Source organism: Spirosoma endbachense, assembly GCF_010233585.1.
In the GTDB taxonomy this organism is placed as follows: Bacteria; Bacteroidota; Bacteroidia; order Cytophagales; family Spirosomataceae; genus Spirosoma; species Spirosoma endbachense.
On record NZ_CP045997.1, the window covers coordinates 7,821,116 to 7,834,751 of the forward strand.

Genomic DNA, 13,636 nt, shown 5'->3' on the forward strand with positions numbered 1-13,636 from the left:
TATCCTGGTTACGAGTCAGCCAGGATTACGCTCATCGTATCTAAGCGCCAGCGCTTGAAGGCCTATCCCGAGTTAATGGCCAGCTAGACTAGTTTCATTCCTTTTCGTAATCAAGTTTATGAACAAACTACTTATTTTTTGTACAATCCTGTTTTTAATGGCCACCCGTTGGCCGGTAAAAGCCCAGGCTAGAACCACCCTGTTTATGGGGATTGCCAATGATCAACTCAATGGCCGCTTTAATACCGTCTATGGCTTCCGGGACAATATTCCTGGGGCGACTGATGCACCGTCGTATGCACACGGGCAGGGAAACACCCTGGTGGGTGCTAACGCCAGCAACTACACCAACGGCTCGGATAATACGGCCGTGGGTTTCAATGCCGGCGGATGGTTTCTCAGCGGCTCCCAAAATGTGTTTATCGGCTCGGGTAGTTCTGCCCAGTTTGGCGGCTCCGACTCGCCCAGCTCCAACACCAGAATCATGACCGGTAACAGCTTTGTGGGGTTTGGAGCGGGCTATTCGAATCGGGGCGATTACAACGTGTTTATGGGTCATCAGGCGGGCTACAGCAATGTAATGGGAAGGAATAATGTGTTTTTGGGAGCCAATACGGGGTACGCCAATACGGAAGGGAGTAATAATATCTTTCTGGGCTATCAGGCGGGTCAGGCTAACAAGACAGGTGCCAATAACACGTTTGTGGGCTGGCTGTCGGGGCAGGCCAATACCACCGGCCAGTTGAATGTCTTTGTGGGCGGTTATACGGGGCACAATAACACGACGGGCCAACTCAATACGTTCCTGGGCTACGCCACCGGATGGAGTAACACCACGGGTCGGGTCAACACCTTTCTTGGGGGGTATGCGGGCGAGAGTAATACGACGGGTATTCAAAATACCCTTGTGGGTTATCAGGCCGGTCGAGGGGTCACCACGGGCAACAATAATACCATGATGGGCTATCAGGCGGGTCAGAATGTGACCACGGGCAGTAACAACATCATCATTGGTGTCAAATCGGGAACCGCGGTGACCGAGGGGAGCGATAACATCTTGATGGGCTTCAACTCTCAGTCCGAAGATGGACTTCAAAACGCTATCGCCATCGGTGCAAACAGCCGGGTAGCGGCTAGTAATGCGCTGATATTGGGCAACCAGGTCAACGTCGGTATTGGTACTTCTGCGCCAACTAACCGCCTGGAAGTGATCAGCCAATCACCTAACACCAGCGGCTTAACGTTAACGAACTTGACAGCGGCTAGTCCAGCGACTCAAACGACTGACCAATTTTTAACGGTCAATGAAAAAGGCGATGTGGTTAAGGCTCGGTATCAGCTTCGAATTAGTAGTCCAAGCGAGTGGAGTGATAAGGTGTTTAGTTCCTCCTACCCGCTCCGCTCTTTATCGTCGGTAGCGTCTTATATCGATCAGCATGGTCATTTACCCGGTGTTCCCTCAGCAGAGCATGTGGTGAAAGACGGCGTTGATCTGGTAAAGATGCAGGCGACAATGCTGGAGAAGATCGAGGAATTGACGTTGTATAGTATTGAGCAAGACAAGAAAATAGAGGATCAGCAAGCCAGAATAGAGCTGTTGGAAAAGCAGCATCAGCAGGAGATTGCAGCCCTGAAACAACTCCTCAAGCAGCTCCTAAATAAGAAGTAGGCACGACCAATTGGTATAATTCGTTTTCTTATTTAACCCTCCTATTCGAAACGACTTTATGCATCTCCCCCTATGGTTTGTAGCTATAACGCTGATCCTGGCGGGGAGCCTGTGGCTACGACAGGGGATTCGGCAACTGCTCAAGTGGGCGGCTAGCCCCATGATAGGCAAGCTGCCAGCGCTTCAACCGAGCGGTCCCTTTGTGGTGACCAAAGCCGGCAAGTACGCCATCTGGCAGAACCGTAAAACGTATGGACAGGCATCGGTGAAGATGCCCACGCCTATCGTTGCCTCAGTCCCAGCTGATAAACGGCTGCTGATTCACAAAGTCTATTCCAAGGTGATGGTCAGTAATGTAGGGGAAACGCGTTTCCAGCTGTTTACCTTCCAAGCGGAGCCCGGAGACTACCAGCTCGAGCTGCCAGACCCTGGCCTGGAGCGAACCTACGCGCTTGAGGTCCGGGAATACAAGCCAACCTATCAAATGGTCTTCGCCATTCTGTTGACAATTCTGGGCGCGGCTGCTCTAATCGTGGGCATCGTTTTACTGATAAAAGCGTAATGCCTAAAAGTCGATTGTTGCACTCGAGCACCCCCCGTCAAGACTCCATTTATTCGTATGCGACTCATTGAGTTAGACAGAGATTAAAAAAAGTGTCTCACAAAAAGGCTCCCCCGTGAGACGTTAGAATCTTCATTCGTCTGCTTTAAACAATGTACGTTTCATAGGATACTGATATGATATCCTTAACTTAGTGGGGCTTCGATCTCAACGCGCCCAAAACCATTATATTTAGTTTACTTGGCTCATAATCAACTTTTTGGCAACTCACGGACATGAACCGACTCCATTTCCTCAAGAACTTCTTGGCCACTAGCCTGCTGCCAACGGCAGCCCTTGCCCACCCTGCCACCATTGACCTCGAATCCGAAGCCCAACGCGTGCGCCGGGAGTTGCTTGAGGCCTGGGCTAGGTCCGAACAGCTTACCCTAATCACGGCCACCCAGATGCCAGCCGAAGCATACGACTTTAAATATACACCCGAAGCTATGAGCTTTGCCGAGCAGTGGCGGCATTGCTGCGAGTTCACCACAACGCTTCTGTCGGCCCGACTGGGCATTGACAATCCCTACAAAAACGGACGGGACCTCTCGAAAGCCGTCACTAAGCAACAGGTATTGGATGAGGTGAAGGCGCTCTACGCCTTTATGCGGCAAACCATCACGACCATCCCCGACGCGAAACTTTCGAGCAGGCGGAGTTTGTGGGTGGAAAAATTCCCAACTGGCGGTATCTATACGCGATGGACAATCACATCATCCACCATCGGGGGCAATGCATGGTTTACCTTCGACTGAAGGGGGTAACGCCCGAAGGCTACCTGGGCTGGTAGTCAATCGGTCCATGTCAGTACCTGTTGAAATAAGCATGTCATTGACCAAATTCAACCAATGACCAGTTGGTATAGGTCTAGGTATGCTACTTAAATTTCGGACGACTATCGTAAGCTAGTACATTCTCAAAATACCCTCCCTCCTGAGACGAGAAAGATTCGTCAGTACGTAAATGGGGCGTTGATGATTTAAGCTAACTTTGCTACAGCAACGATCAACCTCCATTGCCGCTGGTCCCAGAAACGGTGCCAGACCCCGGCTTCATCCGCCTTGTAGAAGCCAGATTTCCGCTCAGGCTTGCCCGGTTCAATGATCGTCCAGCAATCCCCCTTCAGTAGACCACAAAGTTTATGGATCGTACCCGCCTCTACGTCGTGAGTTGTCCCGGGTAGGCGCTTTAATGTTGTCAGTGCCAACGTCCCATCGGCTTTTAGCTCCGCCACAACCTCAATGTATCCGCCCGATAAAATCGTACTGCGAAAGGGCCAAGGATGATCATGAAACAGGTCGTCATTAGCCGCCGTAAAATGATGCAGCACCCGGCCATCACCCAAGTGATATTTAGTAAACGTTTTATTCATTCGCTCCACGCGAACGATGCCTTCTGGGGTTGCATAGGATTGCATCTAGTTCGATTAGCCGGCGCTTTAGGATTCAGCCCGAATTTACCTGACTATAAGTATACCGTTAATGACAGCCGGGAAATAACTACTCAAGCAAGCTAAATCCGCTTAGTCGGCATTTCTCACAAACCATGATGGTGAAGCGTTGAGCACTCGGGGTAATCCCACCGATGGGTGGATGGCAACGTCTCACTACCTAAGCGTTCGGGGCTTTCCCCTTTAAACTGCCCTACCAACGATTCGTTCCCCCGAATCGACCCTTGGCCCACAAATAATGCCCAAATTCACTACCCTCTACTCACTTTTGTCAACCGATGCTTCAACCTCAACGAACCGAGTTAGCGTCCCGACCAAACCCTATGCAACTACTCGCCTATATTGTCTTTGGCATTACCACCCTGTTATTCCTGGGGCTAGCTCTATTTACGGTTGCTGAACCTGGCAGGGGGAGTGAAAGCAGTATAGGCTATGGCTGGGGAGCGATCATTTTATCGCTGGGCTTTGCCCTCAGCAGCTTGATTTTACTGCTTATCGTTCGGTCAAGAGGTGGATTTGACTGGGTTGGTCACAAAGCGGCCACGCGCACAGCGCTACTGGTTCTGTTCTGGCTAGCCATGTCGATAACTACTTTTTTTGGGGCAATACTAAAACTCGAATCGTTTAAGGAGAATACCTCGCCCCCATTTTTACAGGCGCTGGCGGTTAGCCAACCTCAGTTGTGGGTCCCCATGCTGTGGTTGATGGTAAGTTTGCTTTCCCTAAATCCAGGCTGGGTATCGACCCTATCGCTGGGGTGGTTTAAACTGCCATTTTGGCTTGGATTCAGCATCAGTACCCTGTTTACCGCCGGCTTAGTCGTGGTTTATATCCACGATTCGATCCAGCGAACGACGGGCCAAGTGGCGACCCGAAACGACGACGAAAAGCGCTGGCATCAACAACGTTTAGATCAGGTAGCTGCTCATAAAGCTGACGACTCCATTTTTGGTTTGTTAGGCTTTACGAATCAGTATCAGGCCGATGATGTTCGACAGGCGGCACTGGCCAAAATCAAATCCCATCCGGATTGGGAAGCCCAATTGCTGGATCTGTTGGCCAATCCATCTTCCTACCAGTATGTATATTCCTTCCTGGGCAGCAACCCGGTGGCACATCCGGACGCCTTTATTGAGCCACTGAATCGAAGCATTGGGTTCCTGGCGGAGGATATAGTAGCGGATATAAAAGGCCGTGAATCGAGCCTTCAGCACTGGACCTTTGACTCCTACACTATCGAGCCTCTGCTGCGCGCTCTTGATACCCAGTTTGGCAGGCAGATCGAATTGTTTTACCCCAACGTGTTGCATGTGCAACAGGCCTTGAAGACCCCCCTCCCCGAAGTTGCCCAAGGTGTTCGATTTGATGTAAGCCCAGAAGTGGATGACTGGGTGAAGGCCCACAAAAATAAGCGCTAGCCCCCATACCAAGCTTTAAGGCCTGGCCTACGAAGTGAGACGAAGGAGAGTTCATTTGTCTGCTCAACTATCGATTTTAACTGCTGATCAAGCACCTCCAGCGACATGACGGGTAGCCTTGAACCCCAATCCTAAACCCTCAGGGCCCACAGTCAGTCATGCTCCAACGACCAGCAGACCAACACCATCCCCGAAGGCGTATACCGCACTGTATTCACAACGAAATTCTGCACAATCCGGTGAAGCTTCACTCGGTCGGTTTGGATCAACAAGCCCTCAGGACCGTCAAGTGGCCCAGAAGGTTTTCTTATACCCAAAATAAGTGTTCAACCTTGAGTTCATTTTCGCCCTGCCATGAGTAAGCAGCTAAGACACCCTCTTTTGCCACACTAAAATCCAGACACGATGCCCGTGTCGAGGTAAGCCGGGGAGAGCCTGACAACCAGTAGTGTCCAAAAAATAACGGACGTGTATCGGTGTCATTCCGAAGTTGAGTCGAATAGACGCTTTGATCGACACAAACTTCTGCAATACTTGGAGGAGCATCAAAGAAATACGCGCCATAGGTTGTAGCAGAAGTAACTTCTGTCCACCAGCGAATGCGGCTTTTGTGGCGGGTGTGCCCGTCTTTGTCAGAAAAAGTCAACTTGTTTGGTAAAACAGCTTCCTTACCTTTTAACGTTTCTTCAATGGCTTTCCAAAGGGCGGTGTGTTTGGTGGTTGCTTCAGCCAATAAGCCACGAGTAAGTTTACCCTCGCTCAGTTGTCGCTGTAAAAATTGCAGGTTAGCATCATCCCAACAGGCATGAACTACCCGAATCCTATCAAGCGATAAAAACAAAGGAACCGAATAGAACCAATCAAGATAATCATGCCATTCATCCACGTGATTACGAAACTGATAAAGCGTTTGGTAATGTTGGATAATATTTTGAGGTGAATGCTGCCGGTAATACCCACCGGTAGGTTTTTCCTGGTAGAAGGCTAAAGCATTGAATTCATGGTTTCCCAATACACCTAAAGCCGCTCCATTATCAATCATCGAACGGACTATAGCCAATGTTTGGCGAATTTGTGGTCCTCTGTCAATCCAATCGCCGACAAAAACCGCCTTTCGATGCTTATGCTGATAGATACCATTTTGGGATGAATAACCCAATAACTCTAAAAGCTGGATAAGTTTGTCTGCATATCCGTGTACATCACCAATAATATCATACATGGTAACTAGGGCAAGTTCTTTGATTAAACTTAGAAGTTATTGACAGCTTGCTTTATCGGGATAGCTGGCTTAGCCTACAACGACCACAAGGACTGATGGTGAACGAGTTAATTTATTTCACTGCGTTACTTCGACCTTTTCATCCTCGATTGGTTGGCTTGCCTACTTTGCTTTGGGACGTGCTGCCTGTCGTCGGCAAGGTGGCAACTACAACCGACAACCAACTTACTTTTTTATTTCTGATCATCCTAAGCGATTTCACTGATTAGTCCATCACTTTTACGAACTCGGACAAAGACCTGGGGACTGTCGTTCTCCCTTTTGTAGGCGTAAATGATGCTTTCAGGCCTTTCCTTATTGAGATCGGATTTGAATCGTTTCATGCTGAGCATACTTTCGACGATTGGCATATGCTTCAACAGCAACCCTTTCAATTCAACGTAATCAAGAGCTGTTGGGTTACCGACGATTGGGCTCTACCAGAATGAGTTGATAGCACTAAGCCAAAGCAAGCCGTCAAAGAGTAAAGGTTTAACTAGATTCGGCAATTATATAATTAGTTAGATGACTTGCAAAAGCCATTATTGCCTACGATTTAACCAAATTGACTGCTGATACTGCGCGATTAATAATGCACAACAATCTCACGAAATGCTCCCACCTGAGAAGAAAGCAGCTTCATTCGTCCTCGTTGTACGCATATAAACGTGGTTTAAGTGAAACAACCAGGTCGCCGAAGGTCAGCCGCTACTGTGCATTTACTAAATTGCCGTGATGGTGTCCTACCTCTTCCCATTGCCACCGAAGCGTCACGGTCGGAATGCCGCACCACCGCCGTTGCGGGCCCGGCCCTTTTGTCCACTTTTACTTGACGACGTACACCTTCAGGTCGGGCTATCCGTTCCAATCTTTTTTCGTACCGCAAAAGGATTTCCTCAACTACCTCTACTGAGCTTATCGAAGCATCTCTTTCTCGATTAACTACTCAAATCCACCCTCGAATCTCCTTTTTACATCATTTTTTCCCGAATCGTTGATTTTGGCACAACGACAATTAATTCGGCTACATCCATCTTTTTTTAGCACAGCATCTTTGCCGTGTAATCATTTACTAACAAAAACAAATAAAAAAAATGGACAATTCAAAAAAAGTTTGGTTTGTGACTGGAGCCTCAAAGGGATTAGGATTATCGCTTGTAAAAAAGTTACTTTCAGAAGGCTACAAAGTAGCTGCTACATCACGAAGTGTAGAATCATTAACCAAGGCAGTTGGTGCTGGCCATGCTAATTTTCTACCCCTACAAGTAGAGCTACTCAATGAAACCAGCATAGCAAAAGCCGTAGAAACTACAATCAACACCTTCGGTGGTATTGATGTGTTAGTAAACAATGCTGGTTATGGGCAATTAGGTACATTAGAAGAAATGAGCGATGCTGAAGCCCGAGAAAATTTTGACATCAATGTATTTGGTTTATTAAATGTTACCAGAAACATTATGCCACACTTCAGAGCTAAAAAGGCAGGGCATGTTATCAACATTTCTTCAATTGCCGGTTTATTGGGTGCATTCCCAGGTTGGGGTGTGTATTGTGCTACAAAATTTGCTGTGGTTGGTTTAACCGAAGCCCTTTCAGTAGAAGCCAAAGAGTTTAATGTAAAAGCTACCATTGTTTATCCGGGTTATTTCAACACGAACTTCCTTAAAGAAGGCTCTATGAAATTGGCAGCCAATCCGATTGCAGCTTACACGGCAGCCCGTAACACCGAAGTATGGCACGAGACTCAAATGGTAGGCAATCAACCAGGTGACCCAACAAAAGCAGCCGAAGTGTTTATTGAATTGGCAGAAATGGGAAATCCACCCTTACACTTCTTTATGGGTTCAGACTCTTTCGCTATGGCCAATAGCAAGATTGAAATCTTACAAAGTGCGCTTACTGCCAATGAAACCTTGAGTAAATCAACTGATTACGTAAAATAATTTAATGACAACTAAAAATGTCAAAAAATTATAAATCAAATGAATTTTAACTTTGACAGGGCTTTTGGGACACGAAAGCCCTGTCATTAATTTTGAAGTCATGAGCAATAAACAAATTTATCATTTCAATTCCATTGCCGAATTTCATAAAATGAGTGGCTTACCTAAGCCTGAGCATCCCTTGGTTAGTTTGGTAGATTATGGCATGGTAGAGTACCATACCGATGAAACAGAAATTAGCTGGATGCAAGATTTCTATTCCGTAGGTTTAAAAAGAAATATACAGGGCAAGTTTAAATATGGTCAACAGCAATACGATTTTGATGAAGGGCTGATGACATTTGTAGCTCCCAAGCAAGTAGTCAGCATCACGTTAGACAAACCCCAAACCATAAAACCTTCGGGGCTTCTCTTGTTTATTCATCCCGATTTTCTTTGGAATAGTAACTTAGCAAAGACAATAAGCAAATACGAGTTCTTTGGTTACAATGTAAACGAAGCCCTGTTTATGGCTGAGAAAGAAGAAGCCGTAATTACTGATATTTTAAAAAATATACAAAGAGAGTACCACTCTGCCATTGATAAGTTTACTCAAAGTATTATCATTGCCCAAATAGAACAATTACTTGGTTACTGCGAACGATTTTATCAAAGGCAGTTCATCACCAGAACCAAAACTAATCATCAAATTCTTGACAAAGTAGAAACCATTTTAGAAACCTATTTCAACGATGCCAAACTCATAGATAAAGGTACACCTACGGCCCAATATTTAGCAGAACAGTTACATCTTTCTCCCAATTATTTAGGTAGCTTATTAAAATCACTTACTGGTAACTCCACCCAAACCCATATTCACGAAAAGTTGATAGAAAAAGCGAAAGAAAAATTGTCGACTACCAATCTTACAGTAAGCGAAATAGCTTATGAGTTGGGTTTTGAGCATAGCCAAAGTTTTAGCAAGTTGTTTAAAAGTAAGACTAAACTATCCCCCTTGGAGTTCAGGGCTTCGTTTAACTGACTGGCAAATACCCAATTGGAGGTATTCCACTGAAATTGCTTGACACAAACCGTGTATGATCCGTCTCATAATACCCTCTCACCTGAGACCAAGAAGCATTCATGTATATACATCTCAACTAGGCTGTTTAATCGGATACGGTCTTGAATACCAGGACACCAAACGCAGGTAACGGCATGTACCAGTAAAGGTGTAGGTTACCGCAAACTGGGGTTTGGTGTCCTGTATTGACATTGGGTTTACTTTTTTGGGCCTGGAGCCTGCATGGCTCCCAACTCTTCTTTGAACAGGGTGCGAGTTCCCTGACCGGCCACGAAACACCAGCCACCGTTCTGCTTCACAAACACCTCCATGCGTTGCACCCGAATCTTCAAATCGCCTTTGGGCGTGTCCAAAACCACATCGAGCAGGTTGTTCAAGATCGCTGTTTTGCCCTCATAGATGCGCAGAATTTCCATGCCCGGCACGGGCGTTACTGACTTAAAGGAGCTTCCGGCCTTGATGAACCCCTGTTTCCACTCCTCGAAGCCGTAGTCGATTTTCCCATCCGGATTTACCGTTACATAGTCGTCGGGGCAGTGCTTACCCAGGCCGTCGATCAGGCGCATGGCGGTAATGGCCTTGCGGTCGTTGGGGTAGTTGGTGGTGTTATACTTGCCCGACGGGGGCGTGTGCGGGTCGGGCAAGGTTTGCGCTAGCATGGGCGCACTCAGCAGCGTGAAGGCCGCCAGGATAACAAGGTGTTTCATTTGGTTTGACGGTTAGGCTATGTAGATCGGCATCGCTACGTAGTCGAAAGCTAAATCCTGACCAGAAACAGTAGTGGACAACGGTGACCGGTAGAGCGATTGTAGACGTAGTAGCCATCCATTCTGTGAATAGCGGTTGACTGCCCCAAACGTACGCTATCAAGGCCGGGGTGGGTTAGCAGTATTGTGCCAACCCTTATTCAATGCCAGCCAGGCAACAATTTTGTAGAAAAATGAGCTGATTTTGCTATAACCGGGCAAGGACCGAAAGAGGGTCGGGCTGAGCGAATGGCGGCAACACGTATATGTTACGGTTTTTTGAGGGAGGCAACCCGGCCGCTGGCGTATTCGGTTGGCGTTTGCCCGTATACATCCCGGAAGCACTTGGTGAAATAGTTCGGGCTGCTGAAACCCACTTGGTAAGCCACTTCGGCCACATTTCCCCCCTGTTGGGAGAGCAGGCTGGCAGCCCGGCTCAGGCGAATCGCACGGATAAATTCATTGGGCGACTGCTCGGTTAAAGCCGTCAGTTTACGGTGCAGTTGGGTTCGGCTCAGCCCCATTTCCTGGCTGAATAGGTCTACATCAAAGGCCGCATTAGCCAGATTGGCTTCCGTAACGGCGAGAACTTTCTGGAGAAACTGCTCATCGAGCGAGGTGACAACCACCTCCCTGGGTTGCAGGGTAATCTGCCGACTGAATCGCTCCCGGAGCTTTTTACGGCCTTCCAGCAGGTTCCTGACCCGTACCTGCAATTCGCGCAGGCCAACGGGCTTGCTTAGGTAGTCATCGGCCCCCGTTTCCAGCCCCTGCTGCTTGCTTTCGGTATCGGCTTTGGCTGTTAACAGAATAATCGGAATATGGCTAGTTCGCTCGTCGGTTTTGAGTTTCTCGCAGAGACTTATACCATCCAGACCGGGCATCATCACATCCGCGATCATCAGATCTGGAATGAGCTCTAAAGCCATTTGGTAGCCCTCCAGACCGTTTTCGGCTTCCGATACGTCATACGTGTTCGATAAGTGGCTGACTAGAAACTGCCTCAAATCCTGGTTGTCTTCCACGATTAACAAGTGCCCTGAATTGCCCTGACGTTTACTGGCTTGAGCGCCTTCCTCCATCGTGGAGGGGGCCATGAGCATAGGTTCTGACAAGGGGATTTCCAACGCAGCACTTTCCTGTCCGGGGCTTTCCTGTCCGGGCAGTTCGCCCACTCGTGCAGTTTTTAGCGGAAGACGTAGGTGGAATGTGGTGCCGCTGCCCAATCTGCTTTCCGCTTGAATGTTCCCACCGTGTAGGTCAACCAGTTCTTTTACCAGCGCTAACCCAATGCCTGTCCCTTCGTACGATCGGGTTGCCGAATCATCAACCTGATAAAAGCGATCGAAAATGCGGGGAAGCTGGTCATCGGCGATGCCAATGCCGGTGTCCTCAACGATGAGTTGAAGCTCATACCGACCAGTTTGTGAGGGAGTAACCGATGCTGAAAACCGCACCTGACCTTTAGCCGGCGTAAATTTACAGGCATTGGAGAGCAGATTGGAAATAATCTGCTCCAGTTTATCGCTGTCCATTTGCACCCAAACCGGTTGCAGCGAAACTGTGTAGTGATAGGTGATGCCCTTGCTTTCGAACAGGGAGGCAAATGAACCAGCCAGTCCCTGGAGAAACCGCGTCAGCTCGCCGGGCTGGGGATGTAACGCCAGTTTACCGGCCTCCAGGCGCGAAAGGTCCAGCAGTTGGTTAATCAGTTGCAGCAGCCGCCCCGCACTACGTCCGATGAGCTGGTAATCAGACCACCGTCTGGATCCCGGTTCATCTTGCTGTTCTAGCTTTTCAACCGCCCCTTTGATTAGCGAGAGCGGGGTGCGGAATTCGTGGGAGAGATTGGCGAAGAAGCGCGATTTGAGCGTATCCAGCTCCTGCAACGCCTGGGTCTGCTGTTCCTGAATCAGGGCTTGGTGAGAAAGTGATTTGACTTCGATTAACTGCTGGGCAAGGGCGCGACTGAGCAAGGCAAATTCAAGGCCCAGGTAAATGGAGGTAGCCACGGGAATACTCAGCAAGGAGAGTATATACAGGACATTTCGGCGGTTGGCTATGTCTACACTAAACGGCTCGTCGCGCCAAAGGGCGGGTAAAAAAAAAGCCAAAAAAAAGAGCGCGTAACTGATCGCCCCCAGGCCAATAATCCAGGCTCCTGGTTGGTGTCTACGAATGGCCAGCCAGGCAATTCGAGCGATGTTTAGCTGAGAGGCTATCCCCGCCAAAACACCGCCGACTTTCCAACCCCATCCGTAGATACCAGCGTTGAGCAACAACCCGATACAAATCCAGACGAGGAGCCCCCAATAATAGTTGTCTTTAGGTTGTTCCAGCAATTGATACAGGGCTAACAGCAGTAACAGGCCCCCTATCCCATAGAGGTCAAACGCCAGATTAGCTACATAAAATTGATCGGCTACCTCGTGAATGGCGACCATCAAATTACGCTGCAAAACGTTTCCCGTCAGCAGAAGAACGGCCCACATACCGAAGTAAAGATTGGCTTTTCGGCTGGGATCAAATCGATAAAAAGCCAGATGAAGGATGGCCAGTAAACCACAGGCACTGATTAGAAACACATGAAGGCGTTCGGTAACGACTAGCCACTGCTGATAAAAAGTGTCAGCCAACGCCTGCTTTTTCACCTGAATCCAGATGGGGGGATTCTGATGTTCAAACACGGTGGTATAGTGAATGCCAGGCTGATGGGCAAACCGGACGGCCAGTACCTGCTCGCCGGTTTTGCGTAGGGGCAAGGGTATGGGTTTCCACAAGGGATCAAACGCGATCACTTTTTTAGGATCAGCACTCACCACGCCCCATCGGTGCAGGAGTTGACCGTTCAGATAGATTTCCGAGGCTCCGGCTTGCTGAATGACCAGCGCCAAGGGCTCTCGCAGCCAGCTACTGTCGATCGAAAAGCGCCATCGCAACCACCCCATACGGGTTGAATTCAGGGGGGAAGGGTCGTTGATGTCGCGGGTTAGTTGGATGATTGGCCAGCTCTGATCGGGTAAGCTCGTGTTGGCCCATGCCGGATTATCCCCTGACTGGAAGCGCCAGCCCTCCTGGAGGGTAAGTCCTTCGGACGGCAGGCTTTTCAACGGATTAAGCTCCTTTTGTGCCCAGCTTCGTGCGACTAGCAGGCACAAAAGGAGCAAAACGAAGAAAATTGTTTTCATGTAAAGTTCCTGTCACAACGACGAAAGGTACCAAATCCTGCCGTTGGGGTATCAAGGTACTAACTTTACCCCATCCAGGCCAAGAATGACTCCCCCTAGCGAATGCGAACTTAACCTGTTGTTGCTCCAGCGTCGTTACGGTCTTCCCTAGATCCTGCTGAGAGGCTTAATTTAATTAACCGATCGGCTCTATCAGCCCGCTATTCACTGGCCCGTTTGTATGGGTTAAGCAAGCTGGCGCTGTTACAACTGAATAGGTAAAAGGGGTAAAGAAAATAATTAACGACTAGGGAA

10 protein-coding genes and 1 pseudogene are annotated in these 13,636 nt (G+C 48.5%); 7 read left to right on the forward strand and 4 right to left on the reverse strand.

Annotated elements, in window-relative coordinates; translation table 11 throughout:
• Positions 1 to 118: 118 nt before the first annotated feature.
• From GJR95_RS31980 to GJR95_RS42350, 4 genes and pseudogenes are all read left to right on the forward strand, one after another.
• Positions 119 to 1,669, forward strand: a complete 1,551-nt coding sequence (locus GJR95_RS31980; RefSeq protein WP_162389730.1) for a hypothetical protein — start codon at positions 119 to 121, stop codon at positions 1,667 to 1,669.
• A 58-nt stretch (positions 1,670 to 1,727) separates the two neighbouring features.
• On the forward strand, positions 1,728 to 2,231 hold the full coding sequence (locus GJR95_RS31985) for a hypothetical protein (RefSeq protein ID WP_162389731.1): 504 nt from the start codon (positions 1,728 to 1,730) through the stop codon (positions 2,229 to 2,231).
• 446 nt (positions 2,232 to 2,677) lie between these two features.
• A pseudogene (locus tag GJR95_RS42900) lies at positions 2,678 to 2,878 on the forward strand (DinB family protein); the annotation flags it as partial.
• Between the two features lie 56 nt (positions 2,879 to 2,934).
• Positions 2,935 to 3,063 carry a DinB family protein gene (locus GJR95_RS42350; protein ID WP_232540920.1) on the forward strand — a complete coding sequence of 43 codons (129 nt, stop codon included), beginning with the start codon at positions 2,935 to 2,937 and terminating at the stop codon, positions 3,061 to 3,063.
• A gap of 189 nt (positions 3,064 to 3,252) precedes the next feature.
• On the opposite strand, the gene GJR95_RS31995 is transcribed toward GJR95_RS42350, so the two are convergent.
• Entirely contained in the window at positions 3,253 to 3,690 is a 438-nt protein-coding gene (locus tag GJR95_RS31995) for a hypothetical protein (RefSeq protein WP_162389732.1), read from the reverse strand.
• A gap of 311 nt (positions 3,691 to 4,001) precedes the next feature.
• On the opposite strand from GJR95_RS31995, the gene GJR95_RS32000 reads away from it, so the two are divergent.
• Positions 4,002 to 5,141 carry a hypothetical protein gene (locus tag GJR95_RS32000; protein WP_162389733.1) on the forward strand — a complete coding sequence of 380 codons (1,140 nt, stop codon included), beginning with the start codon at positions 4,002 to 4,004 and terminating at the stop codon, positions 5,139 to 5,141.
• A 307-nt stretch (positions 5,142 to 5,448) separates the two neighbouring features.
• Here GJR95_RS32000 and GJR95_RS32005 read toward each other — a convergent pair whose 3' ends face one another.
• On the reverse strand, positions 5,449 to 6,363 hold the full coding sequence (locus GJR95_RS32005) for a metallophosphoesterase (protein ID WP_162389734.1): 915 nt from the start codon (positions 6,361 to 6,363) through the stop codon (positions 5,449 to 5,451).
• Positions 6,364 to 7,496: 1,133 nt separating this feature from the next.
• Between GJR95_RS32005 and GJR95_RS32010 the strand changes: the two genes are divergently transcribed.
• Both GJR95_RS32010 and GJR95_RS32015 read left to right on the forward strand, forming a co-directional pair.
• A complete protein-coding gene (locus GJR95_RS32010; protein WP_162389735.1) occupies positions 7,497 to 8,345 on the forward strand; it encodes an SDR family oxidoreductase in 849 nt (282 codons plus the stop codon).
• 100 nt (positions 8,346 to 8,445) lie between these two features.
• Positions 8,446 to 9,366 carry a helix-turn-helix domain-containing protein gene (locus GJR95_RS32015; protein WP_162389736.1) on the forward strand — a complete coding sequence of 307 codons (921 nt, stop codon included), beginning with the start codon at positions 8,446 to 8,448 and terminating at the stop codon, positions 9,364 to 9,366.
• Positions 9,367 to 9,605: 239 nt separating this feature from the next.
• Here the strand turns inward: GJR95_RS32015 and GJR95_RS32020 are convergent, their stop codons facing one another.
• Together GJR95_RS32020 and GJR95_RS32025 are read right to left on the reverse strand one after the other, a co-directional pair.
• Positions 9,606 to 10,115: a nuclear transport factor 2 family protein gene (locus tag GJR95_RS32020; RefSeq protein ID WP_162389737.1), complete on the reverse strand. Its 510-nt coding sequence runs from the start codon at positions 10,113 to 10,115 to the stop codon at positions 9,606 to 9,608.
• Positions 10,116 to 10,423: 308 nt separating this feature from the next.
• Complete coding sequence (locus GJR95_RS32025) at positions 10,424 to 13,342, reverse strand: hybrid sensor histidine kinase/response regulator transcription factor (protein ID WP_162389738.1); 2,919 nt, start codon at positions 13,340 to 13,342, stop codon at positions 10,424 to 10,426.
• Between the last annotated feature and the right edge of the window lie 294 nt (positions 13,343 to 13,636).

Bases quoted from the DNA above. Each gene is read 5' to 3' on its own strand.
- GJR95_RS31980 (WP_162389730.1), top strand. From the start codon at position 119: ATGAACAAACTACTTATTTTTTGTACAATCCTGTTTTTAATGGCCACC.
- GJR95_RS31985 (WP_162389731.1), top strand. From the start codon at position 1,728: ATGCATCTCCCCCTATGGTTTGTAGCTATAACGCTGATCCTGGCGGGG.
- GJR95_RS31995 (WP_162389732.1), bottom strand. From the start codon at position 3,690: ATGCAATCCTATGCAACCCCAGAAGGCATCGTTCGCGTGGAGCGAATG.
- GJR95_RS32000 (WP_162389733.1), top strand. From the start codon at position 4,002: ATGCTTCAACCTCAACGAACCGAGTTAGCGTCCCGACCAAACCCTATG.
- GJR95_RS32005 (WP_162389734.1), bottom strand. From the start codon at position 6,363: ATGTATGATATTATTGGTGATGTACACGGATATGCAGACAAACTTATC.
- GJR95_RS32010 (WP_162389735.1), top strand. From the start codon at position 7,497: ATGGACAATTCAAAAAAAGTTTGGTTTGTGACTGGAGCCTCAAAGGGA.
- GJR95_RS32015 (WP_162389736.1), top strand. From the start codon at position 8,446: ATGAGCAATAAACAAATTTATCATTTCAATTCCATTGCCGAATTTCAT.
- GJR95_RS32020 (WP_162389737.1), bottom strand. From the start codon at position 10,115: ATGAAACACCTTGTTATCCTGGCGGCCTTCACGCTGCTGAGTGCGCCC.
- GJR95_RS32025 (WP_162389738.1), bottom strand. From the start codon at position 13,342: ATGAAAACAATTTTCTTCGTTTTGCTCCTTTTGTGCCTGCTAGTCGCA.